Origin of the sequence: Agromyces sp. NPDC056389 (assembly GCF_042262385.1) — a bacterium.
In the GTDB taxonomy this organism is placed as follows: Bacteria; Actinomycetota; Actinomycetes; order Actinomycetales; family Microbacteriaceae; genus Agromyces.
The window spans coordinates 1,969,308-1,993,956 of sequence record NZ_JBHJPN010000001.1 but is presented as its reverse complement, the minus strand read 5'-3'; the positions used below and the strand labels follow the sequence as shown (position 1 = coordinate 1,993,956).

Sequence of the window (24,649 nt, the reverse complement as noted above, 5' to 3'; positions counted from 1 at the left end):
GCTCGTCGACCTCCGCTCGCCGCTCGTCGCACGATGGGTGCCGTTCGGCGACGACGAGCGGTATCGACCCCACGCCGACGTGCGAGCGCGCGAGAGTTGCCCCACTGCATCCCGCAGCGGCCGGGCCCCCCGCCCCGCCACGACCCCGAAGGAGACTCGCCATGGGCAACGATGCCCTGAGCGCGGAGACCGAGACGGCCCCACCCGTCGACTACCGCGCGGTGCAACAATCCGAAGAGTTCCAGCGACTGCGTTCGAAGCACCGGAGGTTCGTCTTCCCCGTGCTGGCCGCGTGCCTCGTCTGGTACCTCGCATACGTGCTGCTCGCCGGCTACGCGCACGACTTCATGTCGACGCCCGTGTTCGGCAGCGTCAACGTCGCCATCCTGCTCGGCCTCGCGCAGGTCGTGACGACCTTCGCCGTGACGACCTGGTACGTGCGCTACGCCAACAAGGAGCTCGACCCCATCGCCGAGGAGATCCGCGACGAGATCGAGACCGGCGCGACGTTCACCGCTGAGGAGGTGGCGCGCTGATGCTGCACTTCGAAGCCGCGAGCGCCTCGCCCGGCGAGCCCTGGCTCAACATCGCCATCTTCGGCGCCTTCGTCGCGATCACGATGATCATCGTGTTCCGCGCGAGCCGCAACAACAAGACCGCCGCCGACTACTACGCCGCGGGCCGCTCGTTCACGGGCGGCCAGAACGGCTCGGCGATCGCCGGCGACTACCTCTCGGCCGCGTCGTTCCTCGGCATCGTCGGCGCGATCGCCATCACGGGCTACGACGGGTTCCTCTACTCGATCGGCTTCCTCGTGGCGTGGCTCGTCGCGCTGCTGCTCGTCGCCGAGCTGCTCCGCAATACGGGCAAGTTCACGATGGCCGACGTGCTGTCGTTCCGGCTGAAGCAGAAGCCGGTGCGCATCGCAGCGGCGACCACGACGCTCGTCGTCTGCTTCTTCTACCTGCTCGCGCAGATGGCCGGGGCCGGCGGGCTCGTCTCGCTCCTCCTCGGCGTCGGCGACCAGCTCGGCCAGGCGCTCGTCATCACCGTCGTCGGCGCGCTCATGATCCTCTACGTGCTCATCGGCGGCATGAAGGGCACGACCTGGGTGCAGATCATCAAGGCGATCCTGCTCATCGCGGGCGCCGGCGTGATGACGGTCTGGGTGCTCGCGATCAACGGCTTCAACTTCTCGACCCTGCTCGACAACGCGGTCGCCGCGGCGGGCAACCCCGAGATCCTGAACCCCGGCATGAAGTACGGCGTCTCCGAGATCGCGAAGGTCGACTTCCTCTCGCTCGGCCTCGCGCTCGTGCTCGGCACCGCCGCGCTGCCGCACGTGCTCATGCGCTTCTACACGGTGCCCACCGCGAAGGAGGCTCGGAAGTCGGTCGTCTGGGCGATCTGGCTGATCGGCATCTTCTACGTGTTCACGCTCGTGCTCGGCTACGGCGCGGCGGCCCTCGTGGGCGCCGACGTCATCGCCGCGGCTCCGGGCGGCCCGAACTCGGCAGCACCGCTGCTCGCCTTCGAGCTCGGCGGACCGCTGCTCCTCGGCCTCATCTCGGCGATCGCGTTCGCGACGATCCTCGCGGTGGTCGCCGGACTCACGATCACGGCGGCGGCCTCCTTCGCCCACGACATCTACGCGAGCGTCGTGAAGAAGGGCAAGCCGGCACCGGGCGCCGAGGTCAAGGTCGCCCGCCGCACCGTCGTCATCATCGGCGTCGTGGCGATCATCGGCGGCATCGGGGCCAACGGCCAGAACGTGGCGTTCCTCGTGGCGCTCGCGTTCGCCGTCGCGGCATCCGCGAACCTGCCGACGATCGTCTACTCGCTGTTCTGGAAGCGCTTCACCACGCAGGGCGCCCTCTGGAGCATGTACGGCGGCCTCGCGTCGGCGATCATCCTCATCATCTTCTCGCCGGTGGTCTCGGGTTCCGAGACCTCGATGCTGAAGACCGAGGCGATCGACTTCGCGATCTTCCCGCTCTCGAACCCCGGCATCGTCTCGATCCCGCTCGCCTTCTTCCTGGGCTGGCTCGGCACGGTGCTCGACAAGAAGAAGGAGGACCCCGCGAAGCAATCCGAGATGGAGGTGCGTTCGCTGACCGGCGTCGGAGCCGAGAAGGCGACCCAGCACTGAGAACCTCCCGGCGGCGAGAAGTCCCACTCGTCGCCGGGAACCCACTTCGACGCGGCGGGAATGCCTGCCCGTGCCGTGTCGTCGAGTGAAGAGGCGGATGCCGCAGCAGCACGCTGCGGCATCCGCCCTCGTCGTTCGTGCTCGGTGCGGCTAGCCCGAGGTGATTGCGACGCCGACGGTGAACTCGCCGATGTGTTCTGCGCCGTCAGACCCGTCGTCGTTGATGCCGAGCTGCAGTTGCCCGTCTTGCGGGCAGGCCGTCTCTGCGCCGGTGCCGACGACGAACGGTGCCTGTCCGGCGATGTTGCCGATGAGGGCGGCGTGGTTGACGGACTCGAGTCCGTCGACGTTCCAGTCGGGCTCGAAGTCGGGTGTGCCACCCGGCCCCGAGCTGCGATCGGGTGTTGCACTGTCCTGCAGAGCGCCGCTCGCGACGAAGCGCAGGAGGTCGCCCGTGCTGCAGGCGAGGCCGACGTCGGTCCACGTCGTTCTCGCAGAAACGGGGACGACGGCCGTGCTCACGAGGTTCTCGACCGGCGTCATCACGACCGACGCCTCGAATGCGCCCGAGTTGCCCTCGAGGCCGACGTCGTTGATGCCCAATGAGAGGGGGCCGGTCGCGGGGCAGAAGCCGTGGAACTCGCTCCCGACGACGAAGTACGGCGCTTGCTCTCCGACGCGGCCGATGAGGGAGACGGTGTTGGCATCGGGAAGCCCGGCCACGTTCCACTGATGGAAGTGCGGGTCGGTGAGACCGTCTGGCGGAACGGTTGAAGCGGGGTTCTCCTCATGCAGCACGGTTCCGGTCGCAGTGATGTCGAGGTCGTCGCCGGCCGAGCAGTCGAGGCCGGTCGGAGTCCAAGCGTCGGCTGCCGGAACGGCGACGGCGGCGGTTTGGGAAGTGCGTGGAGCGGGCACCGCGCCGGAGCCGGTCTGGTCGTCGAGGGATGCGATGACACCCCACGTGGCGAGGCCGGCGATGACGACCGCGGCTGCGCCGAGCGCAATCGCGAGCGTGCGCCGCTTCGACGATGGTGTGCCGCCATCACCCTGAGGAGAAGTTTCCTTCAGATGGGGGGCTTCGGGCGGAGGTGGAGCCGGCACCGGTGCCGGCGTTGCGACAGGTTCGGGGACGACGGGTTCGGGGACGACCGCGGGTTCGGGGACGACGACGAGTTCCACCGCAACCGGTTCCGCCGGCTTCGGCGGGTCTGCTTCGGGGCTGGATCCGTCGTCTACCGCCGCCAGAGGGGTCGGTAGCTGCGTGATGTCGAAGATCCGGGTGTCATCGCCGCGAAGATAGAGCACCGGGGTGACCCACTCGAGGGTTCCCCGGCCGAGGCCGAGGATGCCGACGCGCCCGCTGCGGACGGCTTCGTCGATGCTGCGTCCGTGGGCGAGCGAGGTGTAGAAGCCGCGTGAGAACGCGATCGCGGCACGATCGGAGATCGCGAACTGCATGGCGGCCACCGCGTGGATCCCGCTGCGAACGAGGGCTGCGGCGGTGCCCGAGAACAGGTCGTCCGGGCTGGCCGCTCCCGACAGGCAGGAGTTGAGCATCACGAGGCGCGGCGTGGGCTCCGCTTCGTGCAGGAGATCCGCGAGACTGCTCGCGGAAACGAAATCCGGGCGACCGTTCTCATCGAGGAGCACCAGCTGACCTTCATCCGTCGCCGCATCGAATCCGCCGTGCCCGATGAAGTGCAGCACGTGCCACGACTGCTCGAGCAGCTTCTCGTGGACACCCGACCAGGTGACATCGTCGAGCCAGACCAGCTCCACCAGCCCCGCGTCGAGGTGCGGGCGCAGTGCTTCTTCGAGGCGGCCGCGCTCCGCGTCGGTGTCGAGCGGTTGGAGGCCGCGCGGCGATGCCACGATTCCCAGAATCCGGAGCGGCGGGTCGATGGCGAGCGCCGCGGGCGTGAACGGCGTCGGTACATTCCGCACGAGCGGTTCTTTCCGGCACAGGTAGGCGCCGGTCTCGGGGTCGTAGAGCGACTCCCACGGCAGGGCCGCCAGCCCCGGCGCGCTCAGTCGGAGCACGAGCTGCAGAGTCTGCCCGCGTTCCTGCGCGACAGCAGAGCTCATGCGATAGGCGGCGCCGACGGCGTCGTCGAAGACGGAGGTGAACAGGCTGCGCCCGACCTGCTGCACGGTCGCCTCCGCGTCGGAGACGATACGTCGTGCCGAGACGGCCGAGGCGAGCACGGTGGTCTCGAATTGCGAACGGCGCGAGAGCAGCGTATCGATGTCGAGGGCGAACTCGCGCGTCGGCTGACCTCCGCCGATCGAGCGGAGTACCCGTGCGACGAACACGCCTTCGCCTGAGCCCGGGCTGATCTCCAGTTCGAGGATCGCGTTCTTGGTGTTCTTGGCCTCCATGGCGTTCGCCGCCGTCGTTTCAGGATGTCGGACGGGGTGCTCAGGTCGAAGCGGCGGCGGATGTCCACCGCAGCTTGATCGAGAAGTTCGCCGTCGAGCTGGCTGCGGCGACGAATGCGCCCACTTCGGCACTCATCTGGATCCCGAAGGCGACCTCGATGTCGTCGGGTGCCGCGTCCGACGAACGGAGTTCGCTGAGGAGTGAACGCACTGCTGGTTTGATGCGAGCGATCGCGTCGTCGATGGTTTCGTTTGCGCGCTGGACGAGCGCGTCGCCGGTCATCCCACGCATCGCGACTCCCGTGAAGGGGTCGGCATCCTGCACCTGGACCGTGACTTCGCCGCCATCGGCGGACGGGAACGTGACCAGCTTCGGCATCGTGGGCTCCTTCCGGTCGTTGATCCGTGGGGTAGTCGTTCCCCTCGTTCGTTCGAACAGCCTGTGCCGATAGGCGAACTCTAGCCTCGAAGGCGCGAAGGCGCCATCGGTGCCAGCCCTGAACTGTTCGGCGCGCGTCGAAGGATCACCGCCGTGTTCAGGCGGATTCCGGACAAGCACCCCGTCGGAGGCTTTTGGCCGTGTGCGGCCGGGTTGGCTCGGCACGGCGCCCGACAAGAAGAAGGAGGACCCCGCGAAGCAATCCGAGATGGAGGTGCGTTCGCTGACCGGCGTCGGAGCCGAGAAGGCGACCCAGCACTGAGAACCTCCCGGCGGCGAGAAGTCCCACTCGTCGCCGGGAACCCACTTCGACGCGGCGGGAATGCCTGCCCGTGCCGTGTCGTCGAGTGAAGAGGCGGATGCCGCAGCAGCACGCTGCGGCATCCGCCCTCGTCGTTCGTGCGCGAGGCGCCGCGACTCGAGGCGGGCCCTTCAGCGCACCTCGACCTGGCTGCCCGACTTCACGTCGAGGCTCACCGAGACGTACGACGGCAGCTCGCCGGCGAGATCGTCGCGGTACGCCTCGAGGGGCGGCAGCTCGCCGCCGGGGCTCTCGACACCGACCGTGGCCTGCAGCCCGTTCCAGCTGACGCCCGTGACGGAGGCGCCCTTCGTGCCGTCGAGCCAGTCGCCGGTGACGGAGTGCAGGGTCATGGTCCACGAGGCGACGAACGCGATGACGAGCGAGTTCACGACGAGGGGGATCGCGACCACCGCGGTGAGCACGCCGACGATCGTGTACGCGCGCCGGCGGTTCGCATCGACGACGGCCTCGGGGTCGCGCGGGTAGCCGGCGAGCGTGAAGACGAGTGATCCGGCGATGATGAGCGCCACGACGTTCGAGAGGAACAGCATCGAGGCGCCGAATGCCGCGTCGAACTGGCCCTGGCCGAGGCTCACGCCGACCACGCCGAGCGGCGGCACGAGCGAGATCGAGATCGCGACGCCGGGCAGGATGTTGCTGAGATCGCGCCGGCACATCGCGAACGCCCCGGCGAGACCGGTCGCGAACGCGGCGAGGAGGTCCATGAGGGTCGGCGCCGTGCGGCTCGTGACCTGCGGATTCGTCGTGAGCTGCTGGGGGTCGGGCAGCGTGTACGAGAGCAGCATGCCGAGGATGACGACGGCCACGATGCCGCCGCCGAGCCACAGCACGGAGCGGCCGACGAGCGAGGCCCGGCCGGTCACGATCCCCGCGGCGATGCCGAGGATCGGCGTCGACAGGGGGGCGATGATCATGGCCCCGATGACGGTCGCCGTGGAGTCGCCGATGATGCCGGCGATCGCGATGATCGCCGAGAGCAGCAGCATGATCGCGAAGCCCGTGCGCTTGGCGCGCACGTCGCCGTGATCGAGGTCGAGCTGGTCGAGCAGCTCGACCGCAGGGTTCCGCCGGTTCTCGGGGATCAACAGGCCCGCCACGGTCGACATGCGCTGATGATCTCAGTCGAACCGGGCGGATGCCGCGGCGCAACGCCGGAGCGCCCGCGCCGCGGCATCCGATCACATGTTGATCATGTGCCCCGCGAGGCCGTGGAACCCCTCCTGCAGCGCCTCCGACAGGGTCGGGTGGGTGTGCACGTTGCGGGCGAGCTCGAGCGCGCCGAGGTCCCACTTCTGGGCGAGGGTCAGCTCGGGCAGCAGCTCGGAGACGTCGGGGCCGATGAGGTGGCCGCCGAGCAGTTCGAGGTGCTTCGCGTCGGCGACCAGCTTGACGAAGCCGATGGGCTCGCCGAGCCCGTTCGCCTTGCCGTTGGCGCTGAAGGGGAACTTCGAGACGACCACGTCGTAGCCCTCGTCGCGCGCCTGCTGCTCGGTCAGCCCGAAGCTCGCGACCTGCGGCGAGCAGAACGTGGCGCGCGGCATCATGCGGTAGTCGCCGAGTTCCATCGTCTCGGCGTCGCCGATCGTCTCGGCCGCGACGACACCCTGCGCCTCGGCGACGTGCGCGAGCATGAGCTTCGCGGTGACGTCGCCGATGGCGTAGATGTGCGGCACGTTCGTGCGCATGCGCTCGTCGATGCCGATCGCACCTCGCTCGGTGAGCTGCACGGCGGCCGCCTCGAGCCCGAAGCCCTCGACGTTCGGTGCGAAGCCCACGGCCATGAGCACCTTGTCGACCTCGAGGCTGCCCGCGTCGCCGTTCGACGCCGTGTACGAGACGGTGACCGACGACCCGTTGTCGACGACGGTCTCGACCTTCGTCGAGGCGAGGATCGGCACCCCGAGGTTGCGGTACTGGCGCGTGATCTCCTTCGAGACCTCGACGTCTTCGTTCGGCAGCGCCCGGTCGAGGAACTCGATGACGGTGACGTCGACGCCGTAGTTCTTCAGCACGTAGGCGAACTCCATGCCGATCGCGCCGGCGCCGACGATCGCGATCGATCGCGGAAGGTCGCGCGTGAGGATCTGCGACTCGTAGGTCACGACGTTCTGCGAGAGCGCGACGCCGGGCAGCAGGCGCACGCGCGAACCGGTCGCGATGATCGCGTTCGCGAAGGTGAGCTGCTCGGTCGTGCCATCGGCCTTCGCGATGTCGATCGCGTTCGGTCCGGTGAATGACCCGCGCCCGTCGAACTCGGTGATGCCGTTCTTCTTCATGAGGAAGTGCACGCCCTTGACGTGCTTCTCCGACACCTGGCGGCTGCGGTCGAAGGCGACGCCGAAGTCGAAGTGCGCGTCGCCCGTGATGCCGAAGGTCGCCGCCTGGTCGTGGAAGATGTGGGCGAGCTCGGCATTGCGCAGCAGTGCCTTCGACGGGATGCACCCGACGTTGAGGCAGACGCCGCCCCAGTATCTCTCCTCGATCACGGCGACGCTGAGACCGAGTTGGGCGGCGCGCACGGCGGCGACGTAGCCGCCGGGACCGGCGCCGAGGACGACGACATCGAAATGGCTGGTCATGCGTTCCAGCCTATGGTCGCGGCGGTGACGACGCACCGTGGAATCCGGAGCCGGCGGCCGGTGGTCCGCTGTGCCGAGCATTTCGATCCCATCCCGCGACTGCCGAGCTTCGGCGGATTCCGGACATGCACCCCGGCACCCGTGTCGGGCCGTCGGTGGTCGGGCGTACGCTCGACCGGTGAGCACCAGCACCACCCCGAGCGCCCAGGCCGGCGCGGCCGTCGCGGCAGCCGCATCGTCGCAGCCGAGCCGGCTGTCGACGTGGCTGCAGTTCCTCGGCATGGGCGTGGTCTGGGGCGCCAGCTTCCTCTTCATGAAGGTCGCGCTCGAGGGTGTCGGATTCACCCAGGTCGCGTGGTCGCGACTCGTGCTCGGCGGCCTCACCCTCGGCGTCATCGTGCTCGTCATGCGGCCGCGCGTCGCGTCGCCGACGGGGGAGCGGGGGCCCGTGCTGCCGAGGCAGCCGATCGTCTGGCTGCACTTCGCGGTCATCGCGATCAGCGGATGCGTCGTGCCCCACATGCTCTTCGCGTGGGCCGAACTGCACGTCTCGTCGAGCCTCGCGTCGATCTACAACGCCGTCACCCCCATCACGACGGCACTCATGGCGACCCTCGCGTTCCGCGTCGAGAAGCTCGCCGCAGGCCAGTGGGCCGGCGTGATCGTCGGCATCGCGGGCGTCGTCGTCATCATCGGGCCGTGGCAGTACGCCGCGCTGACCGGGAGCCTCCTCGGCCAGCTCGCGTGCCTCGGGGCGGCCGTCTGCTACGGCTTCACGTTCGGGTACACGCGCAAGTTCCTGAGCACCCGGCCGATCGCGCCGGCGACGTTCGCCTTCCTGAACATCGGCATCGCGGGCGCGATCATGCTCGTGCTCACTCCCGTGATCGCGTGGCAGCCCGTCGAACTCGATCTCGCGATCGTCGGCTCGCTCCTCGCCCTCGGCGTGCTCGGCACCGGCCTCGCCTACATCTGGAACATCAACGTGCTGCGCGCGTGGGGCCCGACGAACGCGTCGACCGTCACCTATGTCACCCCCGTGGTCGGCGTCGCTCTCGGGGTGCTGCTCCTCGGCGAGCGCTTCTCATGGCATGAGCCGATCGGTGCCGTGCTCGTGCTCCTCGGCATCCTGCTCGCCCAGGGACGCCTGCGCCTGCCGCGCCGCGCGCCCGCCGCTGCCGCCTGACCCGACCGAAACAGAACTCGGGGTTGACAGGCGTACACGTACATGGTTGGTTAGTTACACAAGTAATGAACCAACCAAGGTTCCTGCAGCAGTACACGGCACAAGAGTTGGGCGGGCATGGACGAATCGCGTCCGATCTTCATCCAGATCGCAGAACAGATCGAGAACGACATCATCGAGGGCAGCCTGCCGGAAGGCGGCCAGATCCCCTCGACGAACGAGTTCGCCGCGTTCCTGCGTGTCAATCCGGCCACAGCACTGAAAGGGGTGACCCGCCTTGTCGACGACGGCATCGTGGAGAAGCGAAGGGGCATCGGCATGTTCGTGACGACCGGCGCCCGCGATCGGCTCGTCGAACGCCGGCGGGCGGGCTTCGCTGCCGAATACCTCAGACCACTCATCATCGAGGCCGAGAAACTCGGCATCGGCATCGACGAACTCGCGGGCATGCTCCGCGCGGAAAGGATCGAATCATGACCCGCACAGTGGTGCACGCCACCGGGCTCACGAAGCGCTACGGCTCGTTCACGGCCGTCGACGCGGTCGACTTCACGCTCGAGGAGAACCGCATCTACGGTCTCCTGGGCCGGAACGGCGCGGGCAAGACGACGATCATGCAGCTGCTCACCGGCCAGCTGTTCCCCGATGCGGGCTCGCTCGACGTCTTCGGCCGCGAGCCCGCCGAGCACGCCGACGTGCTGCGTCGGATGTGCTTCATCGCCGAGTCGCAGCGATACCCCGACAGCTTCAAGGCCGCGCACGTCTTCAAGGCGGCGCCGTGGTTCTTCGAGAACTGGGATGCCGCGTTCGCCGAGCAGCTCATCGCCGACTTCCGCCTGCCGCTGAACCGATACATCAAGAAGCTGTCGCGTGGCCAGCTTTCGGCCGTCGGCGTCATCGTCGGCCTCGCGAGCCGTGCACCGCTCACCTTCTTCGACGAGCCCTACCTCGGTCTCGACGCGGTCGCCCGCCACATCTTCTACGACCGCCTGCTCGAGGACTACGCGGAGCACCCCCGCACCATCGTGCTCTCGACGCACCTGATCGACGAGGTCGCGAACCTGCTCGAGCACGTCATCCTGATCGACCAGGGCCGCATCCTCTTCGATCGCGATGCCGACGAACTGCGCGGCTCGGCGACGACCGTCGCCGGACCGCGAGCCGCGGTCGAGTCGTTCGTGGCCGACCGACCCGTCATCGGTCGCGAGGGCCTCGGCGGACTGGCATCCGCCACCATCGACGGCCGCCTCGACCAGGGCGACCGCGTCAAGGCTGCCGAGCTCGGGCTCGAACTCGCGCCCGTCTCGCTCCAGCAGCTCATCATCCACATGACCGGCACCGACCTGAGTGCCGACTCGACCGACCGGGAGGTCGCAGCATGAGCGCCGTCATCGATCAGCCGATCGTGCGCACCGAAGCCCGCTCGCGGGCCCATGAGATCTGGCGCATCGTTCGCCTGCACGCCATCAACCCCTCTGTGTTCTTCGGGATCCCGTGGATCATCCTCGGGTCCGCCTGGGCGGTCATGATGATCGTCGGGCTCATCATCACGGGTGCGGGCGGGCCGACCGAGGACATGGCCAAGGGCATGCGCTACAGCTGGGCGGTGCTCTCGCCCCAGTGGTACCTCGTCGTCGTCGGCGTGCAGGCGATCGGCCTGACGTTCTCGTTCGCGCTGGGCTTCGGCACCACCCGACGCGACTTCTGGCTCGGGACGAGCGCCATGTTCGGCATCGTCTCGTTCCTGAACGCCGTCGCCATCGCCACGCTCGTGCAGATCGAGAAGGCGACGAACGGCTGGGGCATCGGCATCGCCATGTTCGACTCGCTCTGGTACGGGCAGCAGGGGTGGCTCACCGACTTCTACTCGACGCTCGCGATGCAGATGCTCGTGCTATTCATCGGCGCGAGTGTCACGACGGTGTACATGCGCTGGCGTATGCGGGGCATGATGATCGTGACGTTCAGCGCGATCGCCCTGTTCCTGGCCTTCATCGCGATCTTCACGTTCAGCGGCAGCTGGATGGCCCTGTTCGAATGGTTCGGCAGCATCGGCGTCGTGGGCGGCTTCAGCATCGTGCTGGGGCTGGCGGTGGTCTGCGCCATCGGCGGGTACCTCGTGATCCGGCGGGCGACGCCCCGCTGATCGGAACGGGTTCTGCAAGCCGCGGCGCGGCATCCGAGGGGGTCGGATGCCGCGCCGCACCCGTCTGCCCCGGGGTGCGTGGTCATCCGGGAGGATGACGGCGGGGCCGCGCGAATACGGCGCGCGACCGACGCGCCGCCTCGGCCCGCCCCGGCAGGCTCGAGGGTATGAGTTCCTTCGTGATCGAGGCATCCGGCCTCAGCAAGTCGTTCGGTCAGACTCGCGCCCTCGCGGGCGTCGACCTCCAGGTGCGCACCGGGGAGGCGATCGCCATCATGGGCGCCTCCGGCTCGGGCAAGACGACCCTGCTGCACTGCCTCGCGGGCATCACCCGCCCCGATACCGGCACGGTCGGCTTCCAGTCGGGCGCCGGGCGGGTCGAGGTCACCGGGCTCAGCGAGCGCGAGCGCTCGCGGCTTCGCCGGGAGGCGTACGGCTTCGTCTTCCAGCAGGGCCTCCTCATTCCCGAGCTCACGGCGGTCGAGAACGTCGCGCTCGCCCTCATGCTGAACGGCATGCCGCGCGCCCGCGCCGAGGAGTACGGGCGAGGCTGGCTCGCCGCCCTCGGCCTCGCCGGCATGGAGGACCGCCGCATCGGCCAGCTCTCGGGCGGCCAGGCGCAGCGCGTCGCGATCGCGCGGGCGCAGGTGACCGGGGCATCCGTCGTCTTCGCCGACGAGCCGACCGGCGCGCTCGACTCGGCCACCTCGGCCGAGGTCATGCAGGCGCTCCTCGACTCGACCACCGGACAGGGGCGCACGCTCGTGCTCGTCACGCACGACGCGGATGTCGCGGGTCGATGCTCCCGCATCGTCGATATGCGCGACGGCCGCATCGTCGGCGAGCGGGTGCCCGGGGTGACCGCGTGATCGCCCGCGTCGCATGGCTGCTCGCCCGACCCGGCACCGCCGGTGCGGCGGCGAGCCTCCTGCCCGTCACGGCCTTCGCGATCGTCACCTCGCTCCTGCTCGTCGTGCTCGGCGGCGCCCAGTCGTTCTGGACGTGGACCGACGACATCGGCGTCACGTACCAGGCGCTCGCGGTCATCGCCCTCGTGCTGCTCGTGGTTCCGCTCGCCTCGCTCGGCGGCGCGGCCGCCCGCCTCTCGGCCCGCCGCCGCGACGACCGGCTCGCGACCCTGCGCCTGCTCGGCGCCACCCCGGCGACCGTGTCGGCGCTCGCCGTGCTCGAATCGGTCGTGCTCGCCGCTGCCGGCGCCATCGCCGGCGTCGTGCTGTACTTCCTCCTCGTGCCGCTCGTCGCGCTCATCCCGTTCCGGGGCGAGGCCCTCGGCATCGACGGCGTGCTGCTCGGCCTGCCCGCGCTCGCCGCGGTGGTCGCGGGGGTCGTGCTGCTCGCGGCGGCGAGCGCCGTGCTCGGCCTCAGGCAGGTCGTCATCTCGCCGCTCGGCGTGCGCACGAAGCAGGACGCCCCGAAGCTGCACTGGCTCCGCATCGTCATCGGCGTCGCGGTCATCGCGCTCGCGTTCCTCATGATGTCCGTGCTGCAGGTCGCCGGTTCGGTGATGGTCATCCTCGCGATGCTCGGCGCGGCCTTCGGCGGCACCATCGCGGTGCTGAACCTCATCGGCCCGTGGGTCATCCGCCTCGTCGCGCAGTCGCAGGCGCGACGCGCGAAGACGCCGGCGCGCCTGCTCGCAGCCCGCTCCGTGCTGGAGTCGCCGAAGGCGGCCTGGCGGCAGGTCTCGGGCGTCGCGATGACGAGCTTCATGGCGGTCTTCGCGGGCACCGGCATCGCCCTGCTCGGCTCCTTCGGCGAGGCCGCCGACACTCAGTCGCTGCAGCTCTTCGCCGACATCCGCACCGGCATCCTCATCACGGTCATCGGCTCGTTCCTCATGGTCGCGAGCTCGGTCGGCGTGAACCAGGCCGCGGGCATCCTCGACCGCGGCGAGCTGTACCGCTCGCTCGACATGCTCGGCATGCCGACCCCGACCATGGACACGGCGCGGCGACGGGCGGTCATGTCGCCCCTGCGCATCACCGCGATCGGCTCCGCAGTGACGGCGGCCGTCGTGATGCTGCCGCTCACGGGCGCCGCGATCATCGTCGCGCCGCTCTCGCTCGCGGTCATCGCCGGGGTGCTCGCGGCCGGCATCGGCGTCGTCTGGCTCGGCCTGCTCGCGACGAAGCCGATGCTCGAGCGGGCGGCGGCGGGCTGAGCCCGGTCCGCGCCCGGCCGAGACCAGCGGCCACGCGCCCGGCCGAGCCGTTGCGACCGGCTCGGCCGGCACCCGTCGCCGAAGGTAGGGTCGAAGCATGAGTGACGGGTCCTTCGACGAACGTGATGCTGCCATGAGCGAGCTGCTCGGCATCAGGTCCAGCATCGACAACATCGACGCGGCGCTCATCCACCTGCTCGCCGAACGCTTCAAGTTCACCCAGCAGGTCGGCCGATTGAAGGCGACGCACGGACTGCCGCCGAGCGACCCCGACCGCGAGCGACGCCAGATCGCGCGGCTCCGGAACCTCGCGATCGACGCGCACCTCGACCCGGCGTTCGCCGAGAAGTGGTTCAACTTCGTCGTCGCCGAGGTGATCCAGCACCACGAAGAGCTCGCCAACGGCGCGGCCTCAAGCTCCGACGAGCTGTGAGCTCCGAGCCGTGAACTGGTACCCGGCGGCGATGCCGTCGCAGGTGGGCAAGCGGTACCTCGTGACCGGGGCGAACGCCGGGCTCGGGTTCTTCACGGCGGCGCGGCTCGCAGGCGCGGGCGCGCACGTCGTGCTCGTCGGGCGCAGCCCCGAGCGGCTCGAGGCGGCGATGGCCGCGATCCGCGGCGCGCGCCCCGAGGCATCCGTCGAACCGCTCGTCATCGACCTCGCCTCGCTCGACTCGGTGCGCGCCGGCGCCGCCCGCCTGCTGCACCGCTCGTCGTTCGACGGCGTCGTCGCCAATGCCGGCATGGTGCACACGCCGAATGCGCGTCTCGAATCGCCCGACGGCAACGAGCTCGTGCTCGCGACGAACGTGCTCGGCCACTTCGCGCTGCTGGCGCGGGTGCTGCCGCACCTCGCGCCGGGTGCGCGCATCGTCGCGCTCGGCTCGCTGTCGAGCCGGCTTTCGACGTTCCGCGTCGACGACCTGCAGCTCGAGCGCGGCTACGACGCCTGGCGGGCCTACGCGCAGTCGAAGATCGCGACGCAGGTCTTCGCCTTCGAGCTCGACCGGCGGCTTCGAGCGGCCGGCGCCCCGATCTCGAGCATCGTCGCCCACCCGGGCTACTCGGTGGGCGGCAGAACGCCGCGGGTGCCGGGCGTCAACGAACCGTCGACCGGCAAGCGATTCCGCGACTCGCTGCAGGGGCTGTGGGCGCAGGGCAAGCATCGCGGCGCCGAGCCGACCCTGCACGCGCTCACGGCGCCGGGCGTCGAGGGCGGCCAGTTCTGGGGCCCGCGCTGGTCGACGAAGGGCGAGCCGACGCTGCAGCGGCCGACCCGCACGTCGACGGATGCCGCGATCGCTGCACGCTTCTGGGCTTCCGCCGAAGACGCCACCGGCACGACGTTCACCGTCGGCGCATGAGTGGGCCGGCCGGGCCCGCCGAGAAGCCGCGATTCTTCGCGCGGCCGAGGGTCCGGCGCATCCTCTCGCGCACCGTGGTCGCCGTCGGCATCGTGCTCGCCGTGATCGGCGTCGTCTCGGGCCGGTACGGGTGGCTCTTCGCGGGCATCATCGCGACCGGCCTCGGTGCTGCGATGGGGCCGGGGCGCATCCGCCGCTGAGCCCTGCGACGCGCGCATGCGGCACGAGGTGCCGCGCTCGCCCGCCGCTCGGCCCGATCAGGCGGGCTTCACCCAGCGGCTCCACTCCGGCTGCGGCGAGTATCCCGCTGACTGCCAGATCGTCTGGCCGAGCTCGTTGCCGTCGAGCACCATGGCGTCGATGCGTGCGGCGCCGAACTGAGACAGGCCGGCCGCCGCGTGCTCGAGCAGGCGGTTGCCGATTCCACGTCGACGGAACTCGGGGCTCACCGCGAGGCGGTAGAGGTGCGCGCGCCACCCATCCCATCCTGCGATCACCGAGCCCACCACCGTGCCGTCGACGACGGCGACGATGAGCGCGTCGGGGTCGCGAGCGATCAGTCGTTCGACGGCGGCTGCGGTGTCGACCGGCCGGGTGTCGTTCTCCGCAGAGGACTGCCAGAACTGCAGCACCTCGGGAATGTCGTCGGGCGTGGCGGTTCGGAACTCGGGGTCGGCCATGGCTCCGATTCTGACGCACGAGTGACTGGACGCCGTGCCGTGCGAGAACGCCGCACGCGGTTCACCTGCCGGTAACCGTGACGCTGCCCTGCGTTGGCGCCCGCTGCCTAGCTTGGGCCATCGGAACACACAGCATGCGCCTGCACCGGGCGCAGCGGTCACGAAAGGTTTCCGATGAAGCTCAACACCAAGGCCTGGCCCGCGATCGCCGCAGCGGCCCTGCTCACCGTCGGCCTCGCCGCCTGTTCGTCGCCCTCCGCGGCCGACGACGCCGCAGCGGATGCCTCGGGTGCGAAGTTCGCCGTCGACGAGAACACGCTCGTCTTCGGCGTCGTTCCCGACTCGGTCGACACCGAGACGAACTACCAGCCCCTCATGGACTACATCGCGCAGGAGACCGGCAAGACGGTCGAATACCACGAGTCCACCGACTACGCCGCGCTCATCGAGGCCGCCGTCGCCGGCAAGATCGACGTCGCCTCCTTCTCGGGCTTCACCTACGTGACCGCGACGAACAACGGCGCCGCCCTCACCCCGATCTCCTCGATCATCACCGAAGAGGGCCAGGAGCCCGGTTACTTCTCGCAGGCGATCGTGCCCAAGGGCAGCGACATCACCGACCTCGCCGGCTTCAAGGGCAAGAAGGTCTGCTTCGTCGACCCGTCGTCGACCTCGGGCTACCTGTTCCCGAGCTACAACCTGCTGAACGAGGGCATCGACCCCGAGACCGACGTCACGCCGGTGTTCGCGGGCAAGCACGACGTCTCGGTCACCAAGACCGGTGAGGGCGTCGAGTGCGAGGCCGGCTTCGCCGAGGACAGCGAGGTCGAGAAGAGCGACAAGGTCGAGGTCATCGCCGAGACGATGGTTCCCGGCGCGCCGATCGTGCTCTCGAAAACGCTGCCCGAAGAGCTCCAGGCCCAGTTGACCGACATCCTCGGCGAGGTCACGATCGACGAGATCATCGCCGCAGGCATCGACAGCGCCGACACCGACGCGTTCCGCAGCGTCTTCTTCGCGACGTCGCCCGTCGACGACGCGTACTACGACACCATCCGCGACATCTGCGAGAAGACGAACGCGGACCAGTGCCAGGGCTGACGCCTCGGCACTGAACACGGTCGGATCGCACGGAACACGGAACACGGAGCACCGCATGGGCACGCCAGTCGGCAACGAGGATCGCGTCGTCATCGACGTCACCGGACTCACGAAGGAGTTCGGCCGCACCGTGGCGCTGAATGGGGCGTCGCTCACGGTCGCGCGGGGGGAGATCGTGGTGCTCCTCGGGCTCTCGGGGTCGGGCAAGTCGACCCTGCTGCGGCACCTCGACGGACTCGAGACGCCGACATCCGGTTCCGTGCGCGTGCTCGGCCAGGAGGTGCCGCGCCTGACGGGGCGGCGCCTCCGGGCCCTGCGCAGCCGCATGGGCTTCGTCTTCCAGCAGTTCGACCTCGTGCCGTCGCTAACGGTGCTCGAGAACGTGCTGACCGGCGCGCTCTCCGAGCTCCGCGGCCCGCGCATCGGGCTCTGGAGCTACCCGCGGCGGCTGAAGCTCGCGGCGCTCGGCCACCTCGACCGGGTGGGCCTGCTCGACCGGGCGTACCAGCGGGCGGACACGCTCTCTGGCGGCCAGCAGCAGCGCGTCGCCATCGCACGCGCCCTCATGCAGGACCCCGAGATCCTCCTCGCCGACGAGCCCGTCGCCTCGCTCGACCCCGAGTCGAGCGAGCAGGTCATGTCGCTCATCCGCGAGATCGCGATGGACGCCGGCCTCACCGTCGTCTGCAGCCTGCACCAGGTCGACCTCGCGCTCTCCTGGGGCGACCGCATCGTCGGGCTCCGCCACGGCGAGGTCGTGCTCGACACGCCCGCCGAGGGTCTCTCAAAGGCCGAGGTCATGGAGATCTACGGCCGGGTCGCCACGTCGACCACGGAACTCGAGGCGATCGAGGTTGAGCTCGCGGACGCCGCGGCCGACGCCGCAGCAGACACCCACGTCGCCGACGGCGCGCTGCGCTCATGAGCCTCGCCGCCGTCGCTCCGGCCCCATCGGCACCGCCGCCCTCATCGTCGATCGCCGAGCGGGCACCCCGCCGCCGCGTTTCGCCGGAGCGCATCGCCGCGACCCTGACGCTCGGCGCGATCGTCGTGGCGTCCGTCATCGCCCTCGCGGACTCGGGCATCTCGATCCCGAGCATGATCGAGAGCTGGGGCAACGCCGAGCGGTTCTTCGCCCGCGTCGGCCCGATCACCTTCCCCGAGCCGGGGGAGCTCCTCTACCTCACCGCGCTCACGATCGGGCTCGTGCTCTGCGGCACCCTGCTCGCCGCGGTCATCTCGGTGCCCGTCGCCTATCTCGCCGCGTCGAACACCACACCGGGCCGCGCCTGGCAGGCGTTCGGCCGCTTCGTCACGGTGCTGACCCGTGCGATCCCCGACGTCGTGCTCGCGATGGTCTTCGTGCTCATGTTCTCGCTCGGCTCGCTCCCCGGCATCCTCGCGATCGGCATCCACTCGATCGGCATGATCGCCAAGCTCTTCGCCGACGCCATCGAGCAGATCGACGAAGGCCCGCGCCGCGCCATCCGTGCCGCAGGAGGCTCGAAGCTGCAGGAGTTCACGAGCGGGATCCTGCCGCAGGTGCTGCCGTCGTGGGTGGCGACCGTGCTGCACCGCAACGACATCAACCTGCGCGGATCGGTCGTGCTCGGCTACGTCGGCGTCGTCGGCCTCGGCATGGAGATGTCGTTCGCGTTCAAGTCGCTGAACTACTCGGAGGGCCTCGGCATCGCGCTCGTGATGTTCGCGCTCTGCGTGGTCATGGAGATCGTCTCGAGCGTCGTGCGCCAGGCCATGCTCGGCGGCGCGCCGTCGGGTCGGGGGCTCGGCGACCGCGTCGTGCGCGGCGTGCAGAACGCCGGCGCACGGGCACGCAACGCCCGCTCGGCGGCAGCGCAGGCATCGACGCAGGCAACGGTCGGGCGGGCGGATGCCGCGGCCCCGCGCCACGGCGTCGGCGCCCGCCACGCGGCATCCGACCTCGAAGCCGCCCTCAGCAGGCCGTGGGACGCCGTGCGGATCCGGAACGCCGTCTGGGGCTGGATCGCGCTCGCGGTCGTCATCGGCAGCGTGCTCGTCTGCAACATCCAGTGGGGCGACCTCATCACCTTCTGGGCGAAGGTCCCCGCGATCGCGGTGCAGTTCTGGCCGCCGAACTTCGGCAACTACGACGCCGCCACCATGTTCGGTGCAATGGCGCAGACGATCGGCATCGCACTCGCCGCGACCCTGCTCGCGTTCGTCGTGTCGGTCTTCGTCGGCTCGCTCGCCGCTCGCAACGTCGCCCCGAACGGCACCGTGCGCACGTCGATGCGACTGCTGCTCGTGGTGATCCGCGGCATCCCCGAGGTGATCCTCGCGATCGTGCTCATCGTCATCACGGGCCTCGGCAGCCAGGCCGGCACCCTCGCCCTCGCATTCGGCGGCATCGGCCTGCTCGGCAAGCTCATCGCCGACTCGTTCGAAGAGGTGAGGCCGGGGCCCGAGCGTGCGCTGCGCGCCACCGGCGCGAGCCGCGGCCAGGTCTACGCCTCGGCGACCCTGCCGCAGGGAACGCGGGCGCTCATCGGGCACAGCTTCTACCTGCTCGACACGAACATCCGTGCGGCCACGATCCTCGGCATCGTGGGCGGCGGCGGCATCGGGTACTACCTGCTGAACGCCGGGCAGGGCTCGAACTACGCCGTCGTGACCGCGATCGTGCTGATGATCCTCGTCACGGTGCTGATCGTCGAGGGCATCGCGATGTGGATGCGCCGGGTGTTCCGATGAGCACGGCCGGCTTCGACGTCGCCGTGGTCGGATCGGGCATCGTCGGCCTCGGCGCCGCACTCGCCGCCCACCGGCGCGGGCAGCGGGTCGTCGTGATCGAGCGGGGCAGCGAGGCAGCCGGGGCATCCGTCCGCAACTTCGGTCACCTGTGCTTCACCCCGCAGGCCGGGCTCGCCCGTGAGTTCGCGCTCACCTCTCGTGAGCTGTGGCTCGGGCTCGCCCTCGATGCCGGCGTGTGGCTGCGGGAATCGGGCACCCTCGTCGCCGCCCGCCGCGACGACGAGTTCGCCGTGCTCAGCGATCTCGAGGGCACCCGCGGTGGCGAGGTCGAGCTGCTCACGGCGGCCGAGGCCGAAGAGCGGATGCCGCTCGCCCCGGGTACCGCCGTCGGGGGCGCGTTCCTCCCGCACGACCTGCAGGCGAATCCGCGCCAGGCCCTCGCCGCGCTCGCCGCGCACCTCGAGCGCGAGGGCGTCGAGTTCCGCCGGCGCACCGCGGTCGGCGCCGTGCGCCGCGGCCGTGTCGAGACGAGCCGCGGCCCGATCGACGCCGGCCGTGTGGTCGTCGCGGTGAACCACGACATCGACCTGCTCTACCCCGAAGTCGCCGAGCGACACGGCATCGTGCGGTGCGCGCTCGACATGATGCGGGTCTCGGCGGAGCTGCGGATGCCGCTCGCCGCACCGCTCCTCACCGGCTGGTCGCTCGTGCGGTACGGCGCCTTCTCGGCCACTCCGGCTGCGGCGGCCCTTCGCGAGCGGCTGCACTCCGAGCGCCCCGACCTCGCGGCGCTCGACCTGAACCAGATGTACACGCGGCTGCCCGACGGCACCCTCATCGTCGGCGACACCCACTCTCGCGGCACGACTGTCGCGCCCTTCCAGGCCGAGTTCGCGTTCGAGTCGCTCGCCGCCGAGACCCGGTCGCTCTTCGGCCTCGACGAGCTGCGCGTGGTCGAGCGCTGGCAGGGCGTCTACGCGAGCGGGCCCGAGGACTTCCTCATCGAGGAGGTCGAACCCGGCGTGCACCTCGTCGCCGCCACGACCGGCATCGGCATGACGACCGGACTCGGGCTCGCCGAGCACGTCGTCGCCGGCTTCTCCGGCGAGCCGGTGTTGGCCCGCGACTCGTCGGCGTTCGCCTCGGCACCCACGATCACCCTGCAGAAAGGCGCATCATGACCTCGAACACTCCCATCGACCTCTCCGCCGACGAACTCGCCGAGCGCGACGAGCTGGCCGAGCTCTCCGAAGCCGGCGAGGCGGGCGAGGCCGGCACGCGCGCGCTCATCGCCGAGCAGCTCGACGAGCGGCTCGAGGACTTCGATGACGACGACCTCGACGACGACGACGAGTCGGGCGACATCGAGCTGATCGTGCTCGACATGGCCGGAACGACCGTCGCCGACGACGGCGTGGTGGAGCGGGCGTTCGCCCTCGCCGCCGAGCGCAGCGGCATCGCGACCGGCGAGGCCTTCGACCTCGCACTCCAGTACGTTCGCGACACGATGGGCCAGTCGAAGATCGACGTCTTCCGCGTGCTCGCCGATGGCGACGAAGACGCCGCGCAGCGGGCGAACTCGGCCTTCGAGGGGGCGTACGCCGAGCTCGTCGCGAGCGAGGGCGTCGCCGAGATCCCGGGCGCGGCCGAAGTCATCAGAGAGCTGCGCGGCGCCGGGGCATCCGTCGTGCTCACGACCGGGTTCTCGCCCGAGACGCGGACCGCGATCATCGATGCGCTCGGCTGGCACGACCTCGCCGATGCCGTGCTGTCGCCCGCCGACGCCGGTCGCGGCCGCCCGCACCCCGACATGCCGCTCACCGCACTGCTCCGCACCGGCGCGAGCGCGGTCGACGCGATGGTCGTCGTCGGCGACACCGTGAGCGATGTCGCATCCGGCGTCAATGCAGGCGCCGGATTCGTCGTCGGCGTGCTGAGCGGCGCCCACGACCGCGACGCGCTCGAGGAGGCCGGAGCCGACGCCGTCATCGACAGCATCACCGAGCTGCCCGCGCTGCTCGGCCTCCGCGGCGAGTAGCGGCGTGTCGATGCACACCGTCGTGCGGGTCGGCGATCTCGACATCATCGTCAAGCCGTCGCCGATCGCGATGGTCTGGTACGAGCCGGGCCGCCCGCATGAGGCGCTCGCGGCGCCCGGGGTGCGGCTCGCGCCGGGGGAGGCGCTCGTCGAGGTCGAACTCGCCACGATCTGCGGATCCGACGTGCACACGGTCAGCGGCCACCGCTCCGCTCCCGCGCCGCTCGTGCTCGGGCACGAGCAGGTCGGCCGGGTCGTCGCCGTGGGCGACGGCGCCGTGCGGGCCGACGGCACGCCGCTCGAACTCGGTGATCGCGTCGTGTGGTCGGTCACCGTCAGCTGCGGCGACTGCGACCGGTGCCGCAGGGGGCTCGCGCAGAAGTGCCGCACGCTCGCGAAGTACGGGCACGAGCGCGTGCATCGGGGCTGGGAGCTGTCGGGCGGTTTCGCCACCCACGTGCAGCTGCGAGCGGGCACCGCGACGGTGCGCGTCAGCGAGGCGCTGCCCGCAGCCATCGCGGCACCCGCATCGTGCGCGACGGCCACGGCGGTCGCGGCGCTCGACGCGGCCGCGGCGAAGGTCGGACTCGACGGCGCGCTCGTGCTCGTCACCGGTGCGGGCATGATCGGCCTCTCCGTCGCGGCGATGGCCATCGAGTCCGGAGCGGAGGTCGTCGTCAGCGATCCGGATGCCGCGCGGCGAGCCTTCGCCCGGCGGCTCGGCGCCGTCACGGTCGACCCGCTCGCCCGAGGTGCATCGCCCGATCGCCTCGACGCGGCGCTCGCGCGCTTCGCGGAGCGCGGCCGCCCGGAGGTGCTCGTCGCGATCGAGGCATCCGGAACCGCGGCGGCGGTGCGCACCGTGCTCGACATCGTCGGGGTCGGCGGCGTCGCCGTGCTCGTGGGCAGCGTCTCTCCGGGGTCGGAGGTGAGCCTCGACCCCGAGACCGTCGTGCGGCGGCTCGCGACCGTGACCGGCGTGCACAACTACTCGGCGGGCCAGCTCGAGCGCGCGGTCGCGTTCCTCGAGCGGGCGTGGCAGCTGCTGCCCTTCGAGGAGCTCGTGGGGGCGACGCATCCGCTCGCCGAACTCGACCTCGCGCTCGAGGAGGCCGCGACCGGGCTGCACGTGCGGGTCGGGGTCGCGCCGGGTCGCCGCCCGATCTGATCCCGAGATTCTGGGGACCCGATGAGCTGGGAGACGTAGGCTGATCGAATCATGCGCGTCATCAGCTACAACCTGCGGAAGCACCGGGCGAGCGGCGAACTCGTCGGTCTCGTCGAGCGCCACGAGCCCGACATCCTGTGCCTGCAGGAGTGCGACACACAAGATCTCCCGCAGCAGATCCACGACCTGCAGCTCGCCGATGCGACGCAGCGCAACCGGCTCGGCCTCGCGCTCTACTACGACGCGGAGCGATTCCGAGCCCTGCGCATCCAGGCGTTCGCGCTCAAGAAGTCGCTGCACGACCGGCTGCTGCAGCCGGCGCACGAACGACTCATCGGTGTGCGGCTCTACGATAACGAGGCGCAGCGCGAGCTCATCGTCGCCTCGTTCCACGCTGCGCCGCTGACCGCGCTGAACTCGCTGCGACGCCACCAGATCAAGTCGGCGCTCGGCGAGCTGCAGTTCCTCGGCCCGGGGCTGCCGACCCTCATGGTGGGCGACTACAACTACCCGATCTTCAAGGAGAACCTCGGCGAGAAGGTGCGCGACTCGGGCTACGACCTGACGCTCAGCGACAAGCGCACCTACACGCGGTACAAGTTCTTCCGCGGGCACTTCGACCTCGCGACCTCGGTCGGACTCGACATCTCGGCCGTCGAGACCCTCGCGCGCGGCTCGTCCGACCACATGCCGATCCTCGTCGACGCCGAGTACAGCGTGCCCGTCGTCGCGAGCGCCACATGATCGGTCGCGAACTCGCGCTCGCGCTGCGGGACGCCGGCCTCGTGTGGCACCCGGAGTCGGGCGATCGCTTCGCGCTCGACCTGCCCGATACCGTCGAGTCCGAGGTCGAGGCCGAGGTGTTCACGGTCAGCGAGATGACGATCGAGCCGCAGGCGTACTCGACCGACACGGTGCTCGGCTTCAACGGCACGACCGAGTGGGCGCTCGACTCGGTCTCGGTCGGCGACGCCGTCTGGTTGCCGCGCGAAGACCAGTTGCGGGAGCTGCTCCGCGGGTCGTTCCGGGCGCTGCGGCGCCTCGACGACGCGTTCGAGGTCGAGATCGAGCTCGGCGGCGAGCCGCATCGCTTCGAGCATCCCGACGTCGCCGAGGCATACGGCCTCGCCCTGTTCGAACTGATCGGGCGATCGCGATGACGGATGCCTCGGCGCCCGGGCCGTCTCCTTCGCAATCGTCGGAGGCGCTGCAGGTGCTGCGGCCGCTCGCCGATGCCGCATCGGCTGCAGCAGCCGAGCTCGCCCGCCACAGTGCCCGCGACGAGGCGCTCGCCGAGTACGTTCCGGAGCGCCGCACGCTCGGCATCACGCGTGCGGCGCGGATGACCCCGCTCGGCCGGGTCTGGCGGCTCGGGGTGCTGCTCGTCGGCGCCGACGGCCGGCTCCTCGCGACCGGCCGCGTCGTGCGTGCCGAACGCCCCGTCAGGCGGAGCACCCCTGCCGCGGCGATCGCCGAGCAGCGCGCCTACGCCGTCGCCGCCTCGAAGGGCGGATTCGCCGAGGGCGAGACCGTGAACTTCGGTGCGGTGCCGGTCGACCCGGTGGAGCTCGGGCGGTCCGGGGCATCCGGCCCGCTCGTGCTGGTCGGCGGCGAGCTGTTCGTTCGCTGGAGCCCGGCGCAGCCCGACGCGCTCACGCCGCTCGGCCGGTATCTCGCCGACCGGGTCGAGCTGCTCGCGAACCCGCCGTCGGGTTCCTGAACCGGGGCCGGCCGCCAGGCGGGGCCGGTGTCAGAACAGCGGGGTCGGCTGGAACAGCATGAAGATCGTCCATCCGCATGCGACGACGGTGAGGCCGAGGGCGATCCACCAAGTGAAGACCGGCGGCTCGGAGACGAGGTTCCAGATCAGGAAGCCGAGCTGCAGGATCCCGACCGCCGAGGCGATCACCGTCGAGACCACGGCCGGTTCGAACACCGTGTGCTGCATCGTCGCAGTGCCGTCGTCCAGCTGGTACGACAACTGGATCGCCGACGCCGAGAGGAGCACCGCGACGACCGCGAACAGCACGAGGAAGGAGGCGAACACGATGCGCTGGGAGCGTTGCATGGGCTCCATGATGGCAGTTGCCGGCCGTCGGGCTCCTGAGCCGTTCGGCTGCGCGGCCCGCTCCCGTTTGCTAGGGTCGACGATCGTGTCCTGCAATTCCGCTGCAATG

26 protein-coding genes are annotated in these 24,649 nt (G+C 70.2%); 20 read left to right on the top strand and 6 right to left on the bottom strand.

All coding sequences use genetic code 11. From position 1 onward, the window contains the following. Positions 1-161: 161 nt before the first annotated feature. Both ACFCVM_RS09285 and ACFCVM_RS09280 read left to right on the top strand, forming a co-directional pair. Positions 162-536 carry a DUF485 domain-containing protein gene (locus tag ACFCVM_RS09285; protein ID WP_375835838.1) on the top strand — a complete coding sequence of 125 codons (375 nt, stop codon included), beginning with the start codon at positions 162-164 and terminating at the stop codon, positions 534-536. Continuing rightward, the gene (locus tag ACFCVM_RS09280) at positions 536-2,149 is read left to right on the top strand and encodes a cation acetate symporter (RefSeq protein ID WP_375835837.1); all 1,614 of its coding nucleotides are present in this window, start codon (positions 536-538) and stop codon (positions 2,147-2,149) included. Before ACFCVM_RS09285 ends, ACFCVM_RS09280 begins: the two co-directional genes overlap by 1 nt. Positions 2,150-2,299: 150 nt before the next feature. Here ACFCVM_RS09280 and ACFCVM_RS09275 read toward each other — a convergent pair whose 3' ends face one another. From ACFCVM_RS09275 to lpdA, 4 genes are all read right to left on the bottom strand, one after another. Beyond that, on the bottom strand, positions 2,300-4,531 hold the full coding sequence (locus tag ACFCVM_RS09275) for a CHAT domain-containing protein (protein WP_375835836.1): 2,232 nt from the start codon (positions 4,529-4,531) through the stop codon (positions 2,300-2,302). Between the two features lie 40 nt (positions 4,532-4,571). Continuing rightward, positions 4,572-4,910 carry a CU044_2847 family protein gene (locus ACFCVM_RS09270; protein WP_375836694.1) on the bottom strand — a complete coding sequence of 113 codons (339 nt, stop codon included), beginning with the start codon at positions 4,908-4,910 and terminating at the stop codon, positions 4,572-4,574. A gap of 492 nt (positions 4,911-5,402) precedes the next feature. After that, entirely contained in the window at positions 5,403-6,401 is a 999-nt protein-coding gene (locus ACFCVM_RS09265) for a TIGR00341 family protein (protein WP_375835835.1), read from the bottom strand. 72 nt (positions 6,402-6,473) lie between these two features. Then, the gene (gene lpdA / locus ACFCVM_RS09260) at positions 6,474-7,874 is read right to left on the bottom strand and encodes a dihydrolipoyl dehydrogenase (RefSeq protein WP_375835834.1); all 1,401 of its coding nucleotides are present in this window, start codon (positions 7,872-7,874) and stop codon (positions 6,474-6,476) included. A 253-nt stretch (positions 7,875-8,127) separates the two neighbouring features. Here lpdA and ACFCVM_RS09255 point away from each other — a divergent pair, with 253 nt between their 5' ends. From ACFCVM_RS09255 to ACFCVM_RS09215, 9 genes are all read left to right on the top strand, one after another. Further along, a complete protein-coding gene (locus ACFCVM_RS09255) occupies positions 8,128-9,060 on the top strand; it encodes a DMT family transporter (protein ID WP_375836693.1) in 933 nt (310 codons plus the stop codon). A 117-nt stretch (positions 9,061-9,177) separates the two neighbouring features. Continuing rightward, positions 9,178-9,537, top strand: coding sequence for a GntR family transcriptional regulator (locus ACFCVM_RS09250; protein WP_375835833.1), 360 nt, complete (start codon positions 9,178-9,180; stop codon positions 9,535-9,537). Then, entirely contained in the window at positions 9,534-10,442 is a 909-nt protein-coding gene (locus ACFCVM_RS09245) for an ABC transporter ATP-binding protein (RefSeq protein ID WP_375835832.1), read from the top strand. Before ACFCVM_RS09250 ends, ACFCVM_RS09245 begins: the two co-directional genes overlap by 4 nt. Beyond that, positions 10,439-11,206 (top strand): hypothetical protein, encoded by a 768-nt coding sequence (locus ACFCVM_RS09240; protein WP_375835831.1) that lies wholly within the window; start codon positions 10,439-10,441, stop codon positions 11,204-11,206. The genes ACFCVM_RS09245 and ACFCVM_RS09240 overlap by 4 nt, the downstream gene beginning before the upstream one ends. 167 nt (positions 11,207-11,373) lie before the next feature. After that, positions 11,374-12,075, top strand: a complete 702-nt coding sequence (locus ACFCVM_RS09235; protein WP_375835830.1) for an ABC transporter ATP-binding protein — start codon at positions 11,374-11,376, stop codon at positions 12,073-12,075. Beyond that, entirely contained in the window at positions 12,072-13,388 is a 1,317-nt protein-coding gene (locus tag ACFCVM_RS09230; RefSeq protein ID WP_375835828.1) for an FtsX-like permease family protein, read from the top strand. Before ACFCVM_RS09235 ends, ACFCVM_RS09230 begins: the two co-directional genes overlap by 4 nt. Positions 13,389-13,485: 97 nt before the next feature. Beyond that, positions 13,486-13,821, top strand: a complete 336-nt coding sequence (locus ACFCVM_RS09225; protein ID WP_375835827.1) for a chorismate mutase — start codon at positions 13,486-13,488, stop codon at positions 13,819-13,821. A gap of 10 nt (positions 13,822-13,831) precedes the next feature. Beyond that, entirely contained in the window at positions 13,832-14,752 is a 921-nt protein-coding gene (locus ACFCVM_RS09220; protein WP_375835825.1) for an SDR family NAD(P)-dependent oxidoreductase, read from the top strand. Further along, on the top strand, positions 14,749-14,952 hold the full coding sequence (locus ACFCVM_RS09215; RefSeq protein WP_375835824.1) for a hypothetical protein: 204 nt from the start codon (positions 14,749-14,751) through the stop codon (positions 14,950-14,952). The genes ACFCVM_RS09220 and ACFCVM_RS09215 overlap by 4 nt, the downstream gene beginning before the upstream one ends. A gap of 57 nt (positions 14,953-15,009) precedes the next feature. Here ACFCVM_RS09215 and ACFCVM_RS09210 read toward each other — a convergent pair whose 3' ends face one another. Next, the gene (locus tag ACFCVM_RS09210; protein ID WP_375835823.1) at positions 15,010-15,432 is read right to left on the bottom strand and encodes a GNAT family N-acetyltransferase; all 423 of its coding nucleotides are present in this window, start codon (positions 15,430-15,432) and stop codon (positions 15,010-15,012) included. A gap of 174 nt (positions 15,433-15,606) precedes the next feature. Here ACFCVM_RS09210 and ACFCVM_RS09205 point away from each other — a divergent pair, with 174 nt between their 5' ends. Genes ACFCVM_RS09205 through ACFCVM_RS09165 form a run of 9 tightly spaced genes read left to right on the top strand, consistent with a single transcriptional unit; the run spans position 15,607 to position 24,192 of the window. Then, complete coding sequence (locus tag ACFCVM_RS09205) at positions 15,607-16,533, top strand: phosphate/phosphite/phosphonate ABC transporter substrate-binding protein (RefSeq protein ID WP_375835822.1); 927 nt, start codon at positions 15,607-15,609, stop codon at positions 16,531-16,533. A 55-nt stretch (positions 16,534-16,588) separates the two neighbouring features. Continuing rightward, entirely contained in the window at positions 16,589-17,458 is an 870-nt protein-coding gene (gene phnC, locus ACFCVM_RS09200; RefSeq protein ID WP_375835821.1) for a phosphonate ABC transporter ATP-binding protein, read from the top strand. Beyond that, positions 17,455-19,266, top strand: coding sequence for a phosphonate ABC transporter, permease protein PhnE (phnE, locus tag ACFCVM_RS09195; RefSeq protein ID WP_375835820.1), 1,812 nt, complete (start codon positions 17,455-17,457; stop codon positions 19,264-19,266). Before phnC ends, phnE begins: the two co-directional genes overlap by 4 nt. Next, on the top strand, positions 19,263-20,447 hold the full coding sequence (locus ACFCVM_RS09190) for a TIGR03364 family FAD-dependent oxidoreductase (protein WP_375835819.1): 1,185 nt from the start codon (positions 19,263-19,265) through the stop codon (positions 20,445-20,447). Before phnE ends, ACFCVM_RS09190 begins: the two co-directional genes overlap by 4 nt. After that, positions 20,444-21,304 carry a phosphonatase-like hydrolase gene (locus tag ACFCVM_RS09185; RefSeq protein WP_375835818.1) on the top strand — a complete coding sequence of 287 codons (861 nt, stop codon included), beginning with the start codon at positions 20,444-20,446 and terminating at the stop codon, positions 21,302-21,304. The genes ACFCVM_RS09190 and ACFCVM_RS09185 overlap by 4 nt, the downstream gene beginning before the upstream one ends. Positions 21,305-21,314: 10 nt before the next feature. Further along, positions 21,315-22,472 (top strand): alcohol dehydrogenase catalytic domain-containing protein, encoded by a 1,158-nt coding sequence (locus ACFCVM_RS09180; protein WP_375836691.1) that lies wholly within the window; start codon positions 21,315-21,317, stop codon positions 22,470-22,472. A 51-nt stretch (positions 22,473-22,523) separates the two neighbouring features. Next, positions 22,524-23,216 (top strand): endonuclease/exonuclease/phosphatase family protein, encoded by a 693-nt coding sequence (locus ACFCVM_RS09175; protein ID WP_375835817.1) that lies wholly within the window; start codon positions 22,524-22,526, stop codon positions 23,214-23,216. Further along, positions 23,213-23,632, top strand: coding sequence for a pilus assembly protein CpaE (locus tag ACFCVM_RS09170; protein WP_375835816.1), 420 nt, complete (start codon positions 23,213-23,215; stop codon positions 23,630-23,632). Before ACFCVM_RS09175 ends, ACFCVM_RS09170 begins: the two co-directional genes overlap by 4 nt. Further along, entirely contained in the window at positions 23,629-24,192 is a 564-nt protein-coding gene (locus tag ACFCVM_RS09165; protein ID WP_375835815.1) for a hypothetical protein, read from the top strand. The genes ACFCVM_RS09170 and ACFCVM_RS09165 overlap by 4 nt, the downstream gene beginning before the upstream one ends. 30 nt (positions 24,193-24,222) lie before the next feature. Here the strand turns inward: ACFCVM_RS09165 and ACFCVM_RS09160 are convergent, their stop codons facing one another. After that, positions 24,223-24,540, bottom strand: coding sequence for a hypothetical protein (locus ACFCVM_RS09160; protein WP_375835814.1), 318 nt, complete (start codon positions 24,538-24,540; stop codon positions 24,223-24,225). Positions 24,541-24,649: the final 109 nt, after the last annotated feature.